Genomic DNA, 20,892 nt, shown 5'->3' with positions numbered 1-20,892 from the left:
TTTTAAATTTTAAAACATGAAAAAAATTCTCTTCAGTACAAGCCTCGCGGCTCTGACCGCCTACGCAACTGCCAACACACCCGTTCCTGATATTTCGCCAGTTTCACAAGGTCAACATGTTGTCATCAACATTCCGCAACAACGTCTGTTCCTTTATACCGACGGACAACTAACAAAAATTTATCCTGTTGCTGTCGGCAAAGCCATGACCCAAACCAACCTTGGGGAACACAAAATCGGAGCCAAAGCTTTTAATCCTACTTGGCACATTCCGAAATCTATTCAAAAAGAACGCGGAGACGGCGTCAAATCCGTACCGCCCGGCCCCAATAATCCTCTGGGTCCTGTTTTTGTCCGTTTGGGCGATCCCAAATTCAGTTTGGGCATTCACGGCACGAACGCGCCTGCCAGCGTACCGGGCGTCCGCAGCCACGGTTGCGTGCGAATGAAGTCTCCGGATGCGCTTGAATTTGCAAAAACCATCGCAACCGGCGCCCCTGCTTCCGTTATTTACCAACTTGCCAGCCTCAACGAAGATGCCAATAAAAATCTTTGGCTGGCTGCATATCGCGATCCTTACAATAAAAAGAACCTCGATACCGATGCACTGAAAAAAAGTATTGCCGCTTGGGCTAAGGCGCACGGCAAAACAATTAATGCCGCCCGTATTGATGCAATTTTGAAGGCGCGTACCGGGGCGGCAAACTGTTTGACCTGTGCTAAAGGCGTCAAATTGAAAACCCCGCTGAAATCCTTGGCATGGATGAGCGGCTCCAGTGCATTCAGCAAACCGAAAGTCATGCCGAAACCCGCCCCTGTGAAAGATGAAGTATTACCCGCCGGTTCTGAAATCGAAATAGATGCCGAAGATACTCCGACACCGAAAGCAGCTTCGGAATACTCACCAAGAAAACCCAAAGCTGCCGAATACACCTCTCCACCGGCAGCTTCTACACCTTCCTATCCAAAATATGATCTGCCGGCAGACGGAGATCCTACTTCATTGCTGTTTTAAGTAGAGATTGCCCTATAACTGTTTAAAATAGAATAGGTTGCTCACCATTTATTCTGTATGAACAGGAATAACCGTTAGGTGATTTGTCTTTATAAGGTCGTCTGAAAACTTGTCTTCCATGTTTTCAGATGACTTTTCTTTTATATATGTCAGTACCGTTTCGTATTGCTCATAGTGGCTGTTTCCACTATATATCACCGTTCCTCTATAATGGACAACAGTATTCGAACGAAGTCGATACCGGCAAATCTGCCCACATCTAAAAATTACTCTTGGAGAAATTTATGAATTCAAAAATCAAAGTCGGCATCGTCGGTGCAACAGGCTACACCGGCGTAGAGCTTTTGCGGCTTCTCAGCAGTCACCCGAATATTGAAATTACAACGGTAACCAGCCGCAGCGAGTCAGGTAAAGCAGTTTCCGATTACTTTCCCAGTCTGAGGGGAATCTACGATCTGACCTTTCAAACACCCGAACACGCAGGTTTGGAAAAATGCGATATTGTCTTTTTCGCCACCCCAAATGGAATCGCCATGAACGATGCTCCCCGTCTTTTGGAAAAAGGTATCCGCATCGTCGACTTATCCGCTGACTTTCGTATACAGGATATTTCCACATGGGAACATTGGTACAAAATGAAGCACGCCAGCCCCGATATTGTTCCTCAAACGGTGTACGGGTTAAGTGAATTAAACCGCGATGCCATCGCATCTGCACAAATCGTTGCCAACCCCGGCTGTTATCCGACCTGTGTTTCACTGCCTTTACTCCCCTTGCTGAAAGAAGGTCGTCTGAAACCGCATATGCCGCTGATTGCGGACTGTAAATCAGGCGTATCCGGCGCAGGTCGGAAAGCCAATACCGGCTCGCTGCTTTGCGAGGCTGGGGATAATTTTAAAGCCTACGGCATTACGGGACACCGACACCAGCCCGAAATTCGGCAAACCATCGCCACATTGCAACCAGAAATTGCCGAACATTTCATCTTCGTTCCCCATCTGACACCCATGATCCGTGGTATGCACGCCACTTTATACCTGCATCTTGAAGACGGTTGCAATCCGGAAGCTGTTTTACGCGAATTTTATCGGGACAGTCCTTTTGTGGATATCATGCCTGCCGGTTCAACACCAGAAACCCGCAGTGTGCGCGGTGCAAACCTTTGCCGTATCAGCATCCAAAAATCTTCGTCTGACAATGTATGGATCGCTCTATCCGTCATCGACAACTTAGTTAAAGGGGCAGCAGGACAAGCTGTTCAGAATATGAATATCATGTTCGGCTTTGATGAAAAACTCGGTTTGATACAAACTCCACTCCTACCTTAATCATATAAAAAGGTCGTCTGAAAACTTTTCAGACGACCTTCTCTATTTTGACTCATGCGATAATGAATATGCACAGCACATTTACTGGAATGCGCATTACAAATACGGCTGCAAAGTCCGCTTTAAAATATCAATATCGCTAACTTCAGTAATATTGGCTTCCCCCAAACGGTTCAGCCCGATAAAACGCATCACGCCGCTACTGACCTTTTTGTCATGGCTCATATGGCTGATCCATTTTTCAAACGGGAATTTAGGCGGCAATGACGGCAATCCTGCAGCCTCCATTAAAACAGCGATTCGACGTGTGTCCGCATCGGAAATTTTACCCAATTCTTCGGATAATCTACCTGCCAGCACGCAACCCGCTGCCACTGCCTCACCATGCAACCATACTCCGTAACCCATTTCCGCCTCGATGGCGTGTCCGAAAGTATGGCCAAGATTAAGCCACGCGCGGATACCTTGTTCGGTTTCATCTTTGGCAACAATATCGGCTTTCATTTTGCAGCAGTGATATACCGCCTGCGTCAATTTCTCTTGGTTTTGTACCATCAAATCCGCAACGTTTTGTTCCAACCACTCAAAGAAATCAACATCGCCAAGTGCACCATATTTAATAACTTCCGCCATACCTGCCGATAATTCTCGGCGCGGCAAGGTCTTCAATGTTTCCAAATCAACCAAGACCGCCTGCGGTTGGTAAAACGCACCAATCATATTTTTTCCAAGCGGATGGTTGATGCCCGTCTTCCCTCCAACGGATGAATCCACTTGACTTAACAGAGTTGTCGGGATTTGGATAAACGGCGCACCTCGTTGGTACGTGGCAGCGGCAAAGCCGACCATATCGCCGATTACCCCGCCACCCAATGCAATTAGTGTGGTTTTCCGTTCGGCCCTGTTTTCCATCAATCCGTCAAAAATAAGGTTCAATGTCTGCCAGTTTTTATATTTTTCGCCATCCGGCAAGATAATGCTGAAATGCCTGATACCGATTCTGTCCAAACTCATTTGAAGACTTTTCAGATATAAAGGCGCAACAGTCTCGTTGGTTATGATTGCGGCCGTTTCATTCAAATAAGGCTTGAGTAAACTATCAGCCTGACCGATAAGGTCGTACCCGATAAAAATAGGATATTGATGCGACGGAGTTTGAACAGTCAAAGTACGCATAGGAGAAGACTCCTTATCAAAATAAATCATGTGGGAACAACGCAAAATAATATACGCTTGCCGCTCTGTTGAAAACTGACTAGATAAAGAACGTTTTATCAAGCAAAACCAATAGGGCTGCAAGCGTATAACTAAAGGTCGTCTGAAACTGTTTTTATTACATTTCAGACGACCTAATCAACAAAGGCAACACCTTCAATCATCATATTCAATGAATTGTCGCTCATCCAAACATTCAACCAATTTTCGAAGGGTTTTAGCACAACTCTCCGACTCTATAACGATATGCGCGGTCTCACGATAAATCGGATCTCGAACCGTATACAATTCGCGTAATTTTTTTAAAGGATCGTCCGTTTTTAAAAGCGGGCGGCTGCTATCATAACGTGTACGCTCCAACAGCACTTCAGGTAATGCATGCAAATAAACCACCGTACCATGCTCACGCAGGCAACGTCGGTTTTCTTTACGCAAAACCGAGCCACCCCCCGTCGACAGCACAATGCCGTTTAATGCCGACAGCTTTTTCAGCATCAAAGTCTCACGATGTCGGAATCCTTCCTCTCCCTCCATCTCGAAAATAGTGGAAATAGAAACACCTGACGCTGAGCAAATTTCCAAATCACTATCATAAAACGGGCAATCGTACATTTGAGCAAACTGCCTTCCCAGCGTTGTTTTTCCTGCTCCCATCAATCCGATGAGAATTAAATTACCATTGAGCTTTTCCATGAAGGTGTTCATCCGATACAAGATTTATGAATACTGCCGGGCATGCTTTGGTACTTAATTTATACTTAGTTTTCCGACAATACCGATTATATCGTGTTTAACCCTGCTTACCTAAGACCGTGGATGGTATTAAAGATTAAAGTGATGTTTTCAGACGATCTCTCTATAGTAATAGCAGCTTCATCCCCACTCATTTTCACAAACAATTTAGAATGAAAGCAGCCTTCAGTGTATAAAAAACTCAATATCCCTCACTATGTGGCGAAGTCTAGATTGAACTCCTCAATAAATAGAAATACATCATCGAATATAGCTATTACCATTTATGGATATTTCACCATATTCCTTCCAAAATAAACAAAAACCCCTAAAATTCCCTATCTAATTTGTGCCAATTAAAAAGGCATATACCCTTCCGAGTATATGCCTTTTCCAATTTTAGTAGCGGAGATTGCTACCTACACCATCCATAATTCGCGGAGTGATGAAAACCAGCAATTCACGACGCTCTTCCTTTTTCGCGCGGGATTTGAACAAATTACCTACCACTGGCAAATCGCCCAATAATGGTACTTTGTTAATCGTATCGCTATTATCTTCTTCATAGATACCGCCAACAATCAACGTGCCACCATCTTCAACCATTGCCTGAGTATTCAAGTTTTTAGTCTGAATACATTTCGTAATCAAAGAGTCCACTGTACAGTCTTGCGGCGTATCTTTGGTAATTTTTACAGTCATGATAACTTGACCATCAGGCGTTACATTCGGCGTTACCGTTAAGCCCAACACGGCTTTTTTGAACGAAACCGAAGTTGCACCACTGGAAGAAGCCTCCTGATACGGTATTTCGGTACCGGACTCAATAGTAGCTTCTCTACGGTCTTGAGTCAGGACACGCGGATTAGAAATGGTCTTACTTTTACCGGTAGCTTCCGAAGCAGAAATTTCCAAACCCAATGCACCTGATGACAAAGCTCGTACCAAAGCAATATTATTAGTCGCTGCTGCTGCAGGCAGGCTAATATTTGGTTGTAAAGACCATGTACGGTAATTTGCATCACCTCGCAAAACAGCCGAATTAGTATTATGGTTATCTTGCGCATTACTCCAAGAGTTACCCCAAGCGTTGCGTCCTTTGGAACCTGCGACACCGAATTTCACCCCCAAATCACGCGAAAAACCGTCTTTTGCTTCAACAATACGGGCTTCAACCATGACTTGACGAGTCGGTACATCCAACTCCTCAATCAACTTACGGAATTTTTCTACAACATTTCGATTATCTGTAATAATCAAAGTATTCGTTGCAGGATCAATCAGCGCACTACCACGGCCACTCAACAAGGTATTTCTACCATTGGAGTTTCCACTATTGTTGTCGTCCAAACGTAAAATTTTACGAAACTCTTCTACATTCTTATATTTCAATTGGAAGGTTTGAGAATATAAAGGCCCCAACTCGGCAATTTCTTTCTCTGCCTGCAAGAAAGCCTTATCTTTGGCCAACAATTCATCACGAGGTGCAATATTGATGATATTTCCTTGTCGGCGCATATCCAAATTACGCGCCTGCATAACCAAATCCAAAGCCTGATCCCAAGGCACATCTTTCAAAGAAAGTGTCATTTTGCCATTCACGGAATCACTGGCCACGATATTAACCCCGGACTCCTTCGCAAGGATTTGCAAAATGGTACGTACTTCAACATCTTGGAAGTCTAGGGAAATTTTACGGCCGCGGAAAGATTTGTTTGGATTTGCATTCAACCCACTTGATTCCGTACTAGCGGACTTAGGCATTACTTCAAAAGCAAATTGACCATTTGCAGCCTTGGTATTGAAATCCCAATTGCCATTATTACGAATAATGAGTTGGGCATCATTTCCAATACGTTTTAACGTAATATTTTTAACCGGTGTACTGAAATCGGCAACATCCAAACTGCGTTGCGCTTGTGTTGGCAACGGATAATTTTTCAGAGTAATAATAACTCGATCACGCTGTTGCTTCACTTCAGGCTTTCCTGTAAAAGCAGGCGCATTCAATTCCACAATACCGGAGTTATGTGCACCTTTCCTGAAGTCAATATTAGCTGAATTTACCGTTTGTTTGACTGTTTCAGACGAGCTTACTTTCTGATGTGCATTTCCATTATTTGAAATAGCTGCAGAAGTTATGGTTCGATCAGATGATTCTGTAACAAATACCCATACTTCATTACCATGGACTTCAGTATTATATTGCGCTGCTTTATTCAATCCTAAAACAATACGAGATCGGTCATTATTCTGAGCCGCAGTAATTTGATTTAACAAAGGATCCGCATATTCCAATACAGGTTGAGCCAATTGAATATTTGTTTTGGCAAAATCCAAGGCAATTCGGGACGGAGTCGATGTAACAAAGCCGCTCGGGCTAATCACATCCCGGTCAAAACGGATTTTGATAATTTTTTGACTATCTGGCAAAGTTGATACATTAATATCAGTAATATTACCTGCCAACGCAATTTGTGCTGCCGCAATCATACTGATGCCGGCAAATAATTTCGTCATATTTTTAGTTTTCATGAAGTGAGACCCCTTAAAATTAGTTTGAATTCGTTGCTGAAGCATTACCGACATCATTTGAACTATTTTCAGCATTATTGCTTAATGGCAATTCCGCCTTTCGATAAATCCAATTGCCCGAACTATCCTCAACCAATTCTGTCAAAACAATCAAATCCTCAGTAATGCTTTGGATTTTTCCATAATTTTGTCCGATATAGTTCCCAGGATAAACTGTATAGACATGTCCATTTACATCGATAAAACCGGCAGTTTTACTGCCATTGCTCAGCATTCCTACGTACCGCATATTTTCTAAACTGAATGCTTCCAATGCTTCTTTTGGACGATTAGGATTTGGGGCGTTATTACCTTTAGGGGCATTATCCAACCGTCGAAAATCGAATGCATTTAAACCACTATAAGTCGGTGGATTATAAACAGCCGGAGGGTTCACTACCGGAGCCTCAAATGGAATGATATGAGATTTAGCATCCTGACGTGTCTTAGTCATCCACTCATTCAAATCGTCATATGCCGGTGTACACCCCGTCAATGACAGGATACTTGTAAGTAAGAAAATTTTATTTTTCATGATTTTCCTATCATTTATTATTTTTGTTCAGAATTGGCTTGGCCATTTTCTGAATCCCCCTGTGCCTGACTCTGCTGAGCGGCAAGTTCTGCGGCTACTTCATCTGCTGGTCGGGCTTTATACGTCGTCGCAATTGCTCTGAGCGTTAAAATATCATTTTTACTATCTTTGCTATTTTTACTATCTGAAACATGAGATATTTTTAACGACTCCAATGTAATTATCCGCGATAAACCACCAACATCTCTAGCAAATTGGTTAATCTGATTATATTTGCCCGTAATCGATATTTCATACGGTAACTTCTGTATCGGTCCATCATTGACCGGAACCTGTGGAACTACACTATCTAAGCGAAGACCGTTTGCTGAACCTGCCTGGTGCAGTTCTTGAATCAAAGTAGGAATTTCAGCATCAGTCGGTAGCTGTTTTAATAAGATGTCAAATGAAGAACGAATAGATGTTAATTCAGCTTTCAAGTTATCCAAACTTGCAGCCTCAATACTCTTCTTCGTATATGTTTCCTTTAACTCCGCCTCCTTTGCCTCTTGGGTTGAAAGTGTTTCCAGCTGATCACGAAATACTATTCCATAGCCAACTGCCAATACTCCTGCAACTGCTAATGCAGCTAATACAAACTTTGCAGCAGGGTTCAACAAATATAAATTCTGAATATCCAAATTTTTCACTTTTGCTGAGGCCATTTACTTTTCCTCCCCGTTATGTGCTTTCGTCGGATCATCATTAATCGCTTCTCTCTCCGACTTGACTGGAATACTCGCAGAACCAATCATAGATTTAATATTAAACTCTTGATAATTATCAATTTTCTTAATTTCCAAAAGTTCTGGCTGCGTAAAAATACCTGTACTTGGCAAAGACCGCATAAACATGGCAATTTTATTATCGCTAATCGCTCGACCTGTAATCTTATAAGAAGTCGGATTTTCTGCATCAAGAGAAGTGATATAAGTATTATCTGGAATAACCACATTCAAACTATCGATGATATATGCAGCTTGGGAACGTTTTTCTTGCAACTCCTCAACTTTTTGCTTTTTAGCCAAGAAGTTTTCTTTTTCCTGCTGTAATTTTTTTATTTCTCCTAAATCATTATCCAACTTGGTAATTTCTGCTTCCAAAAATGCATTCCTACTTTCTTGATCACTAATAGCATTATTAATCGCTAAATAAGCTATTGCAGATAAACCAACTCCTATTAATAACGAAGAAAGCATCAAAATTTTAAATTGCTGTCTTTTACGTTGCTTAATTTCTTCTCTATATGGAAGAAGATTAATTTTAATTAATTCAGTCATATTACAATCCCCTTAATGCCAATCCAAATGCAAGCGTCAACGCAGAAGCATCAACTTGTAACTGTGATAAATCGACCTTACCGCTTCGCTCTATATATGTAACTGGCTGAATGCATTGTGTTGCCGTATTTGTCTGCGAAAAAATGCTTTCAGCCAAACCAGCCTGTTGCGATGCGGAGCCAGTTAATAAAATATGCTTCACATTCGAAAAAGCATCTGTCGACTGTGTTGTGTAATAAAACTGTAGTACTCTTTGCACCTCCTGAGCCACTTGGACATTAAACCGATCTGCGATTTGTGTTTGATAATCAGTTGGCTTACTCGTAGATACCATCATTTGGGCAGCTTTTTCTTCCGTAACCTGATATGTACGTTGAATCAACTGGTTCAATTGCTCAGTACTTACAGGCATTTCCTGCTTGTATAGAATTTGCCCATTCTGGATGATCAACGCATACATCTGTGTTGCATAAATCCCAAATATAGCAACTTTTTCATTCATTAATTCAGGAGCGTACTGGTTAATCCAAAATACGAAGGCATTACGCTGCGCTAATAAATCCAAATCTAGCACCGATAAGGACAATCCCGCCGTCTCAAACATTTCGATTATAGGTTCAACATCATCCTTACGCGCTGCAACCGTCAAAATCTGCTGCCCTGCCGGAATAACGGACGCACCGACGACCTGATAATCATAGTTAAATTCATCAATAGGCCCGATCGCGGAAATTTCAGATTCTGCAAATTCATCCAAATCCAACTCAGTATCTTTTTGTGAATAAACTACTTGCTCAATCGTCGCTGATCCCTGAGAAATAGCTGCAATAATATTCTTGCAAGAACTGCGTAGTTGCGAATATGCATGTTGCAAATAAGTAACAAGTTGGTCGTGGTCTTGAATTTTGTTACCTTTTACAATATTTTTAGGTAATTTAGTAATAACGTATTTTTCCAACTGAATTTGGTTTAAACTACGTCCTGACAGCTGAACCATCTTGATGGCATGCTGACTAATATCGATGCCGATGGAAGAACGGTTGCTTAACCCTGAAGAGGACTTTCCAGCCTTACCAGTTGTATTTTTAGGGTTTTTTGATAAGCCAATCATAAGATTTCCCTGTATTGTTAGGAGTGAGTAACTGTTTCGATATCCGTAAAGGACTTCCTCTTTACACGAGAAATGCCGTGTTTTATAGAAATCGATATCTATTTTACTTTATTTAATACCAATAATGGCAAAATTATTACTTAGTCATGATTAAAAAGATTATAACAACCTGTATCGGTTTGATGTTAGGCCTAGCAATTTTTACTACTGGATTGATTGCTATAGCAATTTTAGTAACCTACCCTAAACTCCCTCCCTTAGACTCCTTACAACACTACCAGCCCAAAATGCCATTGACTGTTTACTCGGCAGACGGGCAAATTATTGGGGTCTATGGTGAGCAACGGCGCGAATTTACTAAAATCAACGACTTCCCCAATATTCTCAAGAACGCGGTTATTGCCGCAGAGGACAAACGCTTCTACGAACATTGGGGCGTAGATCTGTGGGGCATTGCCCGAGCAGCGATTAGTAACATCGTTGCAGGAGGGGTTCAATCTGGTGCTAGCACTATTACTCAACAGGTTGCCAAAAAACTTCTATTTAAGCAGTGAACGTACATTTACCCGAAAATTTAATGAAGCACTTTTAGCCTATAAAATCGAACAATCCTTGAGTAAGGATAAGATTTTAGAGCTGTACTTCAACCAGATTTACTTGGGACAACGCGCTTATGGGTTTGCTTCGGCAGCGCAGATTTATTTCAATAAAAATGTTAAAGATTTGACTTTGGCCGAGGCTGCCATGCTGGCCGGGCTACCTAAGGCTCCTTCCGCATACAATCCCATCGTGAATCCAGAACGTGCTAAACTGCGACAAACTTATATCCTGAATAATATGCTGGAAGAAGGGATGATTACTTCCCAGCAACGTGACGACGCATTAAAAGAAGAATTACATTACGAGCGGTTTGTACAAAAAATCGATCAAAACGCGCTCTATGTGGCAGAAATGGTTCGTCAAGAACTATATGAAAAATATGGTGAAGAGGCCTACACTCAAGGTTTTCATGTTTATACAACCGTAAATACCGCAAATCAGCGTGTTGCTACCGAAGCATTGCGTAAGGTCTTAAGAAACTTTGACCGAGGCAGCAGCTACAGAGGGGCGGAAAACTACATTGACCTCAGCAAAACAGATAATGTTGAAGAAACAGTCAGCCAATATTTATCTACTTTATATACTGTCGATAAAATGGTTCCTGCGGTTGTCTTAGAAGCTTCTCGAAAAGCAGTACAAATCCAACTACCCAATGGTCGTAAAATTACCCTTGACACTAAATCGTTAGGTTTTGCAGCTAAAGCAGTTAATAATGAAAAGATGGGGGAAGACCGCATCCGACGCGGTTCAGTCATCAGATTGAAAAATATTGGCAAGGGCTGGACTGTTGTACAAGAACCTTTACTCCAAGGCGCACTTGTTTCTTTAGATGCCAAAACCGGGGCTGTTCAAGCATTAGTTGGTGGCTATGACTACCATAGCAAAACTTTTAACCGTGCAACTCAAGCAATGCGCCAACCCGGTTCAACATTCAAGCCTTTCGTATATTCTGCTGCACTAGCTAAAGGTATGACAGCCTCAACCATGATAAATGATGCTCCAATAACCCTGCCAGGAAAAGGAGCAAATGGCGGTGTGTGGTCTCCAAAAAATTCGGATGGGCGTTATTCTGGTTACATTACATTGCGCCAAGCATTAACTGCATCGAAAAATATGGTTTCAATCCGCATCTTGATGTCTATCGGAATCGGATACACCCAGCAATATGCCCAACGTTTTGGTTTCAAACCGTCTGAACTTCCCGCCAGTTTATCAATTGCCTTAGGTACTGGAGAAACCACTCCACTCCGTATTGCAGAGGCATATAGTGTTTTTGCCAACGGTGGTTATAAAATCTCAGCTTATGTCATTGACAAAATCTACGATAGCCAAGGTCGTCTGAAAGCACAGATGCAACCCTTAGTTGCAGGAGAAAATGCTCCTCAGGCGATTGATCCTCGAAACGCATATATCATGTATAAAATTATGCAAGACGTAGTTCGTGCTGGTACTGCTCGAGGTGCAACAGCATTAGGCCGAAGCGATATTGCCGGTAAAACCGGAACGACCAATGACAATAAGGATGCATGGTTTGTCGGTTTCAACCCTAAAGTGGTAACTGCTGTTTATGTTGGTTTTGATAAACCCCGCAGCATGGGGCGCGCCGGCTACGGTGGTACGATTGCAGTTCCGGTATGGGTGGATTATATGCGTTACGCTCTCAAAGGCACTGAGATCAAGGGAATGAAAGCACCTGAAGGCATAGTTTCTAATGGTGGCGAGTATTATATGAAGGAACGACTGACTACCAGTTCTGACTTAGCATTGGAAAACGGTGGAGTAGCACCACGCCCGATCTCTCAACCATCTAAGCGTACTAGCCAATCTTCTGACGATGATATGTCTGATCCCCAAAGCTCTAACCGCCCTGGCCGCCAAGACTTACAAGAAGAACCATTTTTGCCAAGCAATACCGGCAATAACAAACAATTAGACTCTTTATTCTAAAAAATTTTAAATTATTGAAAATAAGGCGGTCTTACTATTAAAGTAGCAAGACCGCCTTATTTTAACAAACCTTCTAATTAATACATACCTTACCCTACACCAATAGACAAATAGCTGCTCAAAACATCTTATTCAAATACTAGTAAAATCAATCAGATACTTAATATTTCCATCTTTGCTTCAGCCTTCATTCAAATCCAAGGAAATAATTTTAATATTTTTCAATAAGTTATATTAATTTTGAAAATTTGTTATTGATAATAATTACTATTATTATATAATAGTAATCACTCGGATGCCGTCCTGCTTCGAGTCATTAAACAACGATTTCTCTCTCTTTATTTTCCTATCTAATCGGAGTGCGCATATACGAGACATACTATTCCCCTTATATCAGATACTCAAAACCGAAAAACACAAAACCCGCTGCTTTTTAAGTAACGGGTTTTGTGTTTTTCTCAAGCAAAACATCATTTGAAACCTAGTCATCGCTCCTAAACAGTCAGCCCCTATTATTCAAATACACCAAAGGGAAAACTAAAATAGTAAGTTGATTGAGGATCATATTGGCATTTCTATAAAACTTTCTTTACATTCCCTAATTATTACTAGTCCACTTATACCCTATCAGCAATCAACAGAGAGCAAAATGGCAGCTTGGTTAACAAGCCGCCATTTTTTTCCTCAGCGTACCTTTTTACCTGTACTTTTTTTTGAGACATTCCGTCCCAAAGGCTCAAGCTTAAACCCTCCGCCCAATTGGGTATTTAAATTGCTCCATGCAATCAATGACTCGGCTTGATATTGTGCTTTCTGCATTTTTAATTGCAGAAGTTCGTTCTGTTTTTGTAGAGCAGATAGACCATTATCTAATCCCGCATTGACACGACTATTCGCGTTACGGACTGTTTTTTCAGCAGTTTCCTGCATTTTTTCCCAAACGCTTTGTCGTTTCTGCATATTTTGATAGTCAACAACCGCATCGGCAGCAGCACGCATGGCATTTAAAACAGTACGGTCATAAAGGGCTACCTGTTCGTTATATTCAGCACGCCGCCCTGCCAACTTAGACTGTAATGCTCCTGAAGTAAAAATTGGCAGATTTAAGGCAGGAAGTACGCCGATCATACCCGATGTACGTCCTCGTACAACATTAAAAGCATCAATATGCGCCAGACCTGCCAAAACTTTGAGTTCTACATTTGGGTAAAACTCAGCTTCTGTTGCTTTAACCGTATTGAACCGAGATTCCAACATAGCTTTTTGTGCAGCAATATCGGGGCGGGCGGCCAATAAATCTGCATGGATTTTATTGACTGAAACAACGGGAACTGCTGCCATTTTTTCAGGCATATATAAAGATAAACCGTCAGGGGTTGTCCCGCTTAATATTGCTAAAGTATGACGCACTTTAGCAATTCGGCGCTCTAACTCCAGCTTTTCCAACTGCATACTTTGCTGTTGCATTTCAACCGGATAAAGCGATTCTGCAGAAGCCAGGCGGGCATTAATCCTTCTGCGTATCAGTTGCTGCATCTTGTCTGCAGTTTCCATACGCTCGGATAATAGATTTTGTTGTATTAACAACATCTGCCATGTGAAATATTGTGATGCAACCGCATTGGCGATATCAATGCGCGTTTGATGAGCCTCGTACAGAATGGCCTTGCGCTTTCCTAATATTGACGCAGCCTGTTTCCGGTTCTTACCCCAAAAGTCAAACGACCAAGTACCCTGTAAGGCAGTATTTGCCAATAATAAGGTATGGTCGGTATCAATATGACCGGATGAAGGCTTAGGAGCAACATATGCTCCCGCCCCTCGCGCGGACAGCCCGATTTGCATTTTGCTTGCGGCTTCAGTTATTCCCAGCTGCGCTTGTGCTTGTTCGAAGCGCGCCTTAGCAATACGCAAATCGGGAGCATTACGGATAGAGAGTGCAACTAATTGGTTAAGTTTTTGGTCGTTCAGTTGCATCCACCACGCATCTTGAACCATGGCTGCAGACTTACCTTCAGATAGTCCGTAATTGGTAGGTTCTTCCAAAGGAGCCTGCTTACCGAATTGAGCGCAGGCAGAAAGTAGAATGGCGGTAGCGATACAGATTCCCCGTTTGTAGGGATTGGCTTTCATGGAATACTCCGTTTTATCATCGGTATCCGCCACATCCTGCATCCGCTTTATCAGCCCTCCAGCCGGCGCAGCAGCTTACCCAACAAATATTGCAACTGGTTGTAATCTTCATCGGTGAAGTCTTTCCAAGCCTCTTGGTTCGTACTGGAAACCTGCGGCCATACTTTTTGGATAAAAACCTCACCTTCGGGGGTCAATTTTAGCACAATCTGACGGCGGTCCTGCTGGTTGATATAGCGTGCAACCCAGCCCCTGCTAACCATTTCGTCCGACAATCTGGTTGCGCTGGTACGGGTCAGATCCATCAAATCACTCAAACGTGATGGTAAAATTTCACTGTTCGGGCTGACATAGACCGCCATCAAGGCAAACCAGAGGTTTTCATTGATGCCATATACTTTCAGGTTGTCATTCAGATGCGAACTGAGGCGTTCGGTTACGACCCGCAACATCCGCCCTGCCCTGGTCTGCTGCTCGGAAAATTGAGGCAGGCGGTCAGATAGGGTTTTTAATGCCGTGGTCAAATCGGTTTGTGAAAAACTCATGGTTTATTCCTCTTAATTACCAACTTCAATCGCTGCGCCCTTCCGACGGAAGCAACGATGAAAAAATCATTGAATTAAAATGCCAAATATCTGTTTTATGTGAACATACTAATCTAATTGACTATTCTTCTGATGAAAATCTGACAATCGGTTAAAGTTAATAACGAATGGTACTTTTTATGCAAAAACATTATTTTGCATTCAAGCGAACTACCAACTTTTGTCTTCCATCAAACCGATTCTTAGGACTTTCAGACACCTGCTTAGTTCTTATTGCTTGGCTTTATTTACCTGTAATTGACAGAAATAAGCTGAAAATAAAGCAATCATCTGAAAAATTACATTTTTAATCATTTTTTAAAATTGCGGTTACAATTCAAATCGTTTAATTGCGAATATCTTCAGACGATCTCCGATGCTGCATAAAGGTTACACATCACCCCTGCCTTATATTACAATCCACCCTTCGTGGTTCGAAAACCTCCCACATTAAAAAACTAAGGAAACCCTCATGTCCCGCAATACCGAAGAGCTGCAAGGCATCTCGCTTTTGGGCAATCAAAAAACCCAATATCCGACCGGCTACGCTCCCGAAATTCTCGAAGCATTCGACAACAAACATCCTGACAACGACTATTTCGTCAAATTCGTCTGTCCTGAATTCACCAGCCTCTGCCCCATGACTGGGCAGCCCGACTTCGCCACCATCTACATCCGCTACATCCCGCACATCAAAATGGTGGAAAGCAAATCCCTGAAACTCTACCTCTTCAGCTTCCGCAACCACGGCGATTTTCATGAAGACTGTGTCAACATCATCATGAAAGACCTGATCGCACTGATGGATCCGAAATACATCGAAGTTTTCGGCGAATTCACACCGCGCGGCGGCATCGCCATTCATCCCTTTGCCAATTACGGCAAGGCAGGTACCGAGTTCGAAGCATTGGCACGCAAACGCCTGTTTGAACACGACAGCCAATAATCCATTCCCTTGTTTACACATTTTCAGACGAGCTCTTTCACAAGAAGGTCGTCTGAAGCCTTTCCGAAAGATTTACATGTACGAATTTACAACAGCGCAACAACAGAAGGCGCTCTTCTGGCTGGTGCTTTTCCATATCCTCATCATCGCCGCCAGCAACTATCTGGTGCAGTTCCCCTTCCAAATTTTCGGCATCCACACCACTTGGGGCGCGTTTTCCTTTCCCTTCATTTTCCTTGCCACCGACCTGACCGTCCGCATTTTCGGTTCACACTTGGCACGGCGGATTATCTTTTGGGTCATGTTCCCCGCCCTTTTGCTTTCCTACATCTTTTCCGTTTTGTTTCACGACGGCAGTTGGACTGGCTTGGGCGCGCTGTCCGAATTCAACACCTTTGTCGGACGCATTGCTTTAGCCAGCTTTGCCGCCTATGTGATCGGGCAAATCCTTGATATTTTTGTGTTCAACAAATTACGTCGTCTGAAAGCGTGGTGGATTGCCCCGACCGCATCAACCGTCATCGGCAACGCCTTGGATACGTTGGTATTTTTCGCCATTGCCTTCTACGCTAGCAGCGATGAGTTTATGGCGGCGAACTGGCAGGGCATCGCATTTGTCGATTACCTGTTCAAACTCACCATCTGCACCCTCTTCTTCCTGCCGGCATACGGTGTGATTTTGAATATCTTGACGAAGAAGCTGACTGCACTGCATCCTCCCCCCCCTGCCAAACAGACGGTTTCTTTACAAGAAAACTGAAAGAAACGCTAAAAACCGCACACTCGTATCAAAAAACGAAAAGGTCGTCTGAAACCCCAAATTCGGTTTCAGACGACCTTTTTTGATAACAAGTCTCTTATGGCAATCACACAACATAACACATGAAATAAAAACGGTACCTGCCGCTCTTGCTCAAAAACAAACGTACTCCGCGCCATGAAGACATGTTTCAAAATGACAACAATACGTATCTCTACATCTCTCCCGCATAAATAACCGCCCTGATATTTCCGTTTAAATTTTCTATCAATTTATCATTGAGATTCTGGCTCATACTGTTATAGTGGATTAACTTTAAATCAGGACAAGGCGACGAAGCCGCAGACAGTACAGATAGTACGGCAAGGCGAGGCAACGCCGTACTGGTTTAAAGTTAATCCACTATATTTGAAAGCCACTCCCAAGCAACTTGTCTCAGGCCGTATGAACTGGAAAAAGTTTTCGTATCCATTCCAATGCAAAAGGTCGTCTGAAAACCTTAAACCTTGTTTTCAGACGACCTTTTAAAGCATGCCCCAATACTATATGGGCAGCCTGATTAATCCAATTGCGCCACAGAAACAGGCAGCCCGCGGACAGAAGCAAGTATGGTATTTGCCGATTTTTGCTGCTGACGGAACGCAGCCATGTTGGTTGGCGTCAGCTTAGGTGTCGGCAGGGCAACCGTAGTCGGGTTGACAGGCTGACTGTTCACCCGTGCTTCATAGTGCAGGTGCGGACCGGTAGAACGTCCTGTCGTACCGACGAATCCGATCACTTCACCTGCACGCACCGTACCTTGGGCAGGGGTAAACGCACTCATATGCCCGTATAAGGTTTCAACGCCGTTAGAATGTCGGATCATAACGGTATTACCATAGCCGCCCTTCCAGCCTTTGAAGGTAATCACGCCGTCAGCAGTCGCTTTAATCGGCGTACCGGAAGGAGCCGCGTAGTCAATACCGGTATGCATACGGACGGTATGCAAAACGGGGTGAACCCGGTAACCGAATGGGGATGAAATGCGCGTATAGACGACAGGTTCGATGTTGAAGCCCGCTTTTTGCTGGAGCGATTTGCCGCTTTGATCATAATAGCTGCCGCTCTCTTCGTCGCCTTTACCCTGGCTGTAGTAATAGGCTTGATGGCTTTGACCGCCTTTGACGATTTCAGCCGCCAGAATATTGCCCGTACCCATTTGTTGTCCGCGGAAATACATGCTGTCATACAGCAATCGTATTACATCGCCTTCTTTCAAATCCTCCAAGCTCAGTACGTCGGAGAAAATTTCGCTCAGCGACTCGCGGATTTCGACAGGAATTTCCGCCTGCGCCATTGCACCGCGTGCGGAAGTGCGGACAACGACGGAACGCAGGGTCGGCATGGTCTTCATATCCACTTCCGATGTAGAAGCCTGCCAATTGCCTTTGACTTTTTCCAAAGCGACAAGGTTGCGCTCAAGCTCTTCATCCGTGAAAAACTGTACGTCGGTAACTTGTCCCGAAGCATCGATGCGGATATTGACAGACTGGTTGGCGCGCAAATGTTGCATATCGCGTTCCGCACTGTTTTTCGCCATGATTTGCTTGATGTCGGTTTGGGGCACACCCATGCGGGTAAGCACATCGGCGAGGGAGTCGCCCTGCTGAACGACTTCTTGCGCCCAGTAACTGGACTGAAAATTACCGGTTTCAACATAAACCGCTGGCAATTCTTCAGAAACGCGCTCGACTTTGAATCCTTGATACTCGGGAACAGGTTCGGTTACTGCATAGGCAGTCATCGCGCCGGAAACAGGCAAAAGGATGCCCAACAGAGACCAGCGGATAGGTTTGTTGTGCCAAAATCGGCGCAATAAGGGAAATCGGGTTGTTTCGATCACGAATTATCCTTTTAATGCGGCGGTGCGGCTGCTTTATCAATCCGCACGGGCAATGTGATTTTCATTTAAAAGAAGGCTGTCTGCTATTTATCCGTCTTTCAGACGACCTTTTTCATAGTTCGGCAAACAGCACAATGGGGAACCAAGGGCGTATTATCAAGGCTATTGTTCTGATTTACACCCGTTTTTTCTGAAATTTACGTCCGTAATTATATCACAATCGCGTATATTGCTTCAAACGCCCTATCCCATAGCCATTTGGGGATGGCCGGTATTCTCCCTTAAAATGATGCTTTTTCCCAACCTGCCGCCCGCCATGAACCTGACCCTTGCCATTCCGTCACTGAACCGCCAAAGCGACGAATCCGTCCCATCTCTTACCCTGCCCGCATTCAACCGTCTGCTGCGCTTCGGACATTTACACAGACAAGCAGTTGAAACATCAAAATTTTACGGGCGTTATTTATGGGCCGGCAGCCTGCTCGAACACGCAAAAACTGCTGCAAACGTTCCACAGCAACAACCTACCGCATTGGCTTCCCCGCTATGGCAGCAGATGGGTTTGCACCAAGTCAGTGTCGTTGGCGGCGAATATATCGGTATTGCCACTGACGAGGCAGATGAATTATGTCGCGAACTATCTGATTTTTATCAGGACGAGGGTTGGCGGTTCGTCCCCGTTCGCCCCGATTTGTGGCTTGTCTTATTACCCAATCCGCAAGACTGGCAAATTAAGCCTGCATTGGATATTTACGGACAAATGGGGTCGTCTGAACAAGCATCAGGCAAAGATAGCGGAAAATGGTTGGCCAAGCAGACGGAAATCCAAATGTGGCTGCACCAACACCCGATCAACAACATTCGCAACCAACTCGGAACACCGCCGATAAACGGTCTGTGGCTGTGGCATGATATCCAAGGGACGCAGCAATCACCCTCCCTATTCTCCGACAGCCCGTGGGCGCAATTTGCCTCCGGCCGCATAGATGCACCATACGACTTTCGCGCCTTTGCCTCTTGGATGCAAGAAACAGGAACAGACACTGCCGTCATTTTTATGGATGATTTGGCCGTTACCGGATTGACTGCAAACGTACTGACCTACCAAGATATTTTGCAGGATTGGGAACAACGCTGGTTCAACCCGATTTGGCAGGCGCTGCACACAGGTCGTCTAAAAAACCTGACCTTGACGACCGATGGGGAAAACGGCGGCGTATTAACACTCACACCCAAATCGCGTTGGAAATTTTGGCGGGCGGAAAAAACGTTTACAGGGATTTGGTAAATTGAATCACCAAAGGTCGTCTGAAAAAGTCGTGATGTTGCTTTATTTAGATTTCAGAAGAAACAACTTCCATCATCCTTCCAGCCATGAATTTCAAATAAAACTAATTTACCCTTCATACAAGATATAAAAAAGGTCGTCTGAAACCCTGTTTGGATTTCAGACGACCTTTGCTTTGCTTCAGCTAAGAGCCGTTAGCTTACCACTGGTACAACGCACCTGCTCCGACACCGACGTGGCCGTCTGTGTTGGCAGAGAAGTTGCCTTTAACAACCCAGTTACCGCCGTCGCTCATCGCAGACACGCCGATTGCCATGGCGGATTGACCACCGTAGTAGCCGCTACCCACGCCGATACCGGTCGCACCCGGACGGGTTACTTGCGGAATCGAACCTTGTGCAATCGCGCCCGCTACACCTGCGTAGGCTTTTTTGCCGACGCGTTCAATGTTGTTTTGCAGGGCGTTACCCATGCCGGCAAGCTGGTTCAGGTTGACCGCATCCGTACCTTCTTTCGCTGGAGCGACGTTGGTAATACGCTGTCCGCCGTTGTTCAGACCGATCGGGCTGAGGCTGACGGTATTCGCCGGATTATGGGCGGTCGGAGCAGCGATGCTGACACCTTGCGCGTTAACGGTTACACCGCCTGCGGTCACGCTGGTTACGTCAAGTTTATCGGTAGTCGCAACGTTGTACACGGTCTGACCGCTGTTGCCGGTCGTTTGGTTAACGACGACGTTCTTACCTGCGGTAACTTCGGTTTTCGCCGCTGTCGCTTGTGTCGCGACGTTGGCAATCGCCTGGTTGGTGTAATACAACTGGCTGCCGTTGACCGCATCGGTAGAATCCGCCGATACCACACCTGCCGCCACACCTTGTACCTGACGGGTCTCGTCCGTACCGTTGCCGACGGTAACGACGCCG

The 20,892-nt window shown here is 44.2% G+C and carries 16 protein-coding genes, 1 pseudogene and 1 riboswitch; of the genes and pseudogenes, 6 read left to right on the top strand and 11 right to left on the bottom strand.

Annotated elements, in window-relative coordinates:
• Positions 1–16: 16 nt before the first annotated feature.
• Positions 17–1,015, top strand: a complete 999-nt coding sequence (locus tag NSCA4_RS0103105; RefSeq protein WP_016686782.1) for a L,D-transpeptidase — start codon at positions 17–19, stop codon at positions 1,013–1,015.
• A gap of 284 nt (positions 1,016–1,299) precedes the next feature.
• Positions 1,300–2,343 (top strand): N-acetyl-gamma-glutamyl-phosphate reductase, encoded by a 1,044-nt coding sequence (gene argC / locus NSCA4_RS0103100; RefSeq protein WP_016686781.1) that lies wholly within the window; start codon positions 1,300–1,302, stop codon positions 2,341–2,343.
• A gap of 96 nt (positions 2,344–2,439) precedes the next feature.
• On the opposite strand, the gene aroB is transcribed toward argC, so the two are convergent.
• The 7 genes from aroB to pilM all read right to left on the bottom strand — a co-directional run bounded on the left by aroB (position 2,440) and on the right by pilM (position 9,829).
• The gene (aroB, locus tag NSCA4_RS0103095; protein WP_016686780.1) at positions 2,440–3,519 is read right to left on the bottom strand and encodes a 3-dehydroquinate synthase; all 1,080 of its coding nucleotides are present in this window, start codon (positions 3,517–3,519) and stop codon (positions 2,440–2,442) included.
• Between the two features lie 195 nt (positions 3,520–3,714).
• Entirely contained in the window at positions 3,715–4,263 is a 549-nt protein-coding gene (locus NSCA4_RS0103090) for a shikimate kinase (protein ID WP_016686779.1), read from the bottom strand.
• Between the two features lie 426 nt (positions 4,264–4,689).
• Positions 4,690–6,825, bottom strand: coding sequence for a type IV pilus secretin PilQ (locus tag NSCA4_RS0103085; protein WP_016686778.1), 2,136 nt, complete (start codon positions 6,823–6,825; stop codon positions 4,690–4,692).
• 19 nt (positions 6,826–6,844) lie between these two features.
• The gene (locus NSCA4_RS0103080; RefSeq protein ID WP_016686777.1) at positions 6,845–7,399 is read right to left on the bottom strand and encodes a pilus assembly protein PilP; all 555 of its coding nucleotides are present in this window, start codon (positions 7,397–7,399) and stop codon (positions 6,845–6,847) included.
• A 17-nt stretch (positions 7,400–7,416) separates the two neighbouring features.
• Positions 7,417–8,103, bottom strand: a complete 687-nt coding sequence (locus tag NSCA4_RS0103075) for a type IV pilus inner membrane component PilO (protein WP_016686776.1) — start codon at positions 8,101–8,103, stop codon at positions 7,417–7,419.
• Positions 8,104–8,718: a PilN domain-containing protein gene (locus NSCA4_RS0103070; RefSeq protein ID WP_016686775.1), complete on the bottom strand. Its 615-nt coding sequence runs from the start codon at positions 8,716–8,718 to the stop codon at positions 8,104–8,106.
• A 1-nt stretch (position 8,719) separates the two neighbouring features.
• On the bottom strand, positions 8,720–9,829 hold the full coding sequence (gene pilM / locus NSCA4_RS0103065; protein ID WP_016686774.1) for a type IV pilus assembly protein PilM: 1,110 nt from the start codon (positions 9,827–9,829) through the stop codon (positions 8,720–8,722).
• Positions 9,830–9,975: 146 nt separating this feature from the next.
• Between pilM and NSCA4_RS12725 the strand changes: the two are divergent.
• Positions 9,976–12,376, top strand: a pseudogene (locus tag NSCA4_RS12725) (penicillin-binding protein 1A).
• Positions 12,377–13,060: 684 nt separating this feature from the next.
• On the opposite strand, the gene NSCA4_RS0103055 reads toward NSCA4_RS12725, so the two are convergent.
• Positions 13,061–14,509, bottom strand: coding sequence for an efflux transporter outer membrane subunit (locus NSCA4_RS0103055; protein WP_016686773.1), 1,449 nt, complete (start codon positions 14,507–14,509; stop codon positions 13,061–13,063).
• Positions 14,510–14,559: 50 nt separating this feature from the next.
• The gene (locus NSCA4_RS0103050; protein WP_016686772.1) at positions 14,560–15,054 is read right to left on the bottom strand and encodes a MarR family transcriptional regulator; all 495 of its coding nucleotides are present in this window, start codon (positions 15,052–15,054) and stop codon (positions 14,560–14,562) included.
• 462 nt (positions 15,055–15,516) lie between these two features.
• A riboswitch (PreQ1 riboswitch) is annotated at positions 15,517–15,561 on the top strand.
• Positions 15,562–15,565: 4 nt separating this feature from the next.
• Here NSCA4_RS0103050 and queF point away from each other — a divergent pair.
• Both queF and NSCA4_RS0103040 read left to right on the top strand, forming a co-directional pair.
• The gene (queF, locus tag NSCA4_RS0103045) at positions 15,566–16,039 is read left to right on the top strand and encodes a preQ(1) synthase (protein ID WP_016686771.1); all 474 of its coding nucleotides are present in this window, start codon (positions 15,566–15,568) and stop codon (positions 16,037–16,039) included.
• Positions 16,040–16,115: 76 nt separating this feature from the next.
• Positions 16,116–16,799: a 7-cyano-7-deazaguanine/7-aminomethyl-7-deazaguanine transporter gene (locus NSCA4_RS0103040; protein ID WP_016686770.1), complete on the top strand. Its 684-nt coding sequence runs from the start codon at positions 16,116–16,118 to the stop codon at positions 16,797–16,799.
• 559 nt (positions 16,800–17,358) lie between these two features.
• Here the strand turns inward: NSCA4_RS0103040 and NSCA4_RS0103035 are convergent.
• Entirely contained in the window at positions 17,359–18,654 is a 1,296-nt protein-coding gene (locus NSCA4_RS0103035; RefSeq protein WP_036538006.1) for a M23 family metallopeptidase, read from the bottom strand.
• 313 nt (positions 18,655–18,967) lie between these two features.
• Here NSCA4_RS0103035 and NSCA4_RS0103030 point away from each other — a divergent pair, with 313 nt between their 5' ends.
• Positions 18,968–19,969, top strand: a complete 1,002-nt coding sequence (locus NSCA4_RS0103030) for a hypothetical protein (protein ID WP_016686768.1) — start codon at positions 18,968–18,970, stop codon at positions 19,967–19,969.
• 199 nt (positions 19,970–20,168) lie between these two features.
• Here the strand turns inward: NSCA4_RS0103030 and NSCA4_RS0103025 are convergent.
• Positions 20,169–20,892 (bottom strand): YadA family autotransporter adhesin (locus NSCA4_RS0103025; protein ID WP_016686767.1); only part of this gene is annotated, 724 nt, incomplete at its 5' end.

The sequence above is a fragment of the Neisseria sicca 4320 genome (genome assembly GCF_000193735.1).
Classification (GTDB): Bacteria; Pseudomonadota; Gammaproteobacteria; order Burkholderiales; family Neisseriaceae; genus Neisseria; species Neisseria sicca_E.
The sequence above is the reverse complement of the archived record's forward strand: the minus strand, read 5'-3'. Positions and strand labels throughout refer to the sequence as shown.

What these genes read in the sequence shown, in the direction of transcription:
- NSCA4_RS0103105 (WP_016686782.1), top strand. Translation starts at nt 17, where the DNA reads ATGAAAAAAATTCTCTTCAGTACAAGCCTCGCGGCTCTGACCGCCTAC.
- argC (WP_016686781.1), top strand. Translation starts at nt 1,300, where the DNA reads ATGAATTCAAAAATCAAAGTCGGCATCGTCGGTGCAACAGGCTACACC.
- aroB (WP_016686780.1), bottom strand. Translation starts at nt 3,519, where the DNA reads ATGCGTACTTTGACTGTTCAAACTCCGTCGCATCAATATCCTATTTTT.
- NSCA4_RS0103090 (WP_016686779.1), bottom strand. Translation starts at nt 4,263, where the DNA reads ATGAACACCTTCATGGAAAAGCTCAATGGTAATTTAATTCTCATCGGA.
- NSCA4_RS0103085 (WP_016686778.1), bottom strand. Translation starts at nt 6,825, where the DNA reads ATGAAAACTAAAAATATGACGAAATTATTTGCCGGCATCAGTATGATT.
- NSCA4_RS0103080 (WP_016686777.1), bottom strand. Translation starts at nt 7,399, where the DNA reads ATGAAAAATAAAATTTTCTTACTTACAAGTATCCTGTCATTGACGGGG.
- NSCA4_RS0103075 (WP_016686776.1), bottom strand. Translation starts at nt 8,103, where the DNA reads ATGGCCTCAGCAAAAGTGAAAAATTTGGATATTCAGAATTTATATTTG.
- NSCA4_RS0103070 (WP_016686775.1), bottom strand. Translation starts at nt 8,718, where the DNA reads ATGACTGAATTAATTAAAATTAATCTTCTTCCATATAGAGAAGAAATT.
- pilM (WP_016686774.1), bottom strand. Translation starts at nt 9,829, where the DNA reads ATGATTGGCTTATCAAAAAACCCTAAAAATACAACTGGTAAGGCTGGA.
- NSCA4_RS0103055 (WP_016686773.1), bottom strand. Translation starts at nt 14,509, where the DNA reads ATGAAAGCCAATCCCTACAAACGGGGAATCTGTATCGCTACCGCCATT.
- NSCA4_RS0103050 (WP_016686772.1), bottom strand. Translation starts at nt 15,054, where the DNA reads ATGAGTTTTTCACAAACCGATTTGACCACGGCATTAAAAACCCTATCT.
- queF (WP_016686771.1), top strand. Translation starts at nt 15,566, where the DNA reads ATGTCCCGCAATACCGAAGAGCTGCAAGGCATCTCGCTTTTGGGCAAT.
- NSCA4_RS0103040 (WP_016686770.1), top strand. Translation starts at nt 16,116, where the DNA reads ATGTACGAATTTACAACAGCGCAACAACAGAAGGCGCTCTTCTGGCTG.
- NSCA4_RS0103030 (WP_016686768.1), top strand. Translation starts at nt 18,968, where the DNA reads ATGATGCTTTTTCCCAACCTGCCGCCCGCCATGAACCTGACCCTTGCC.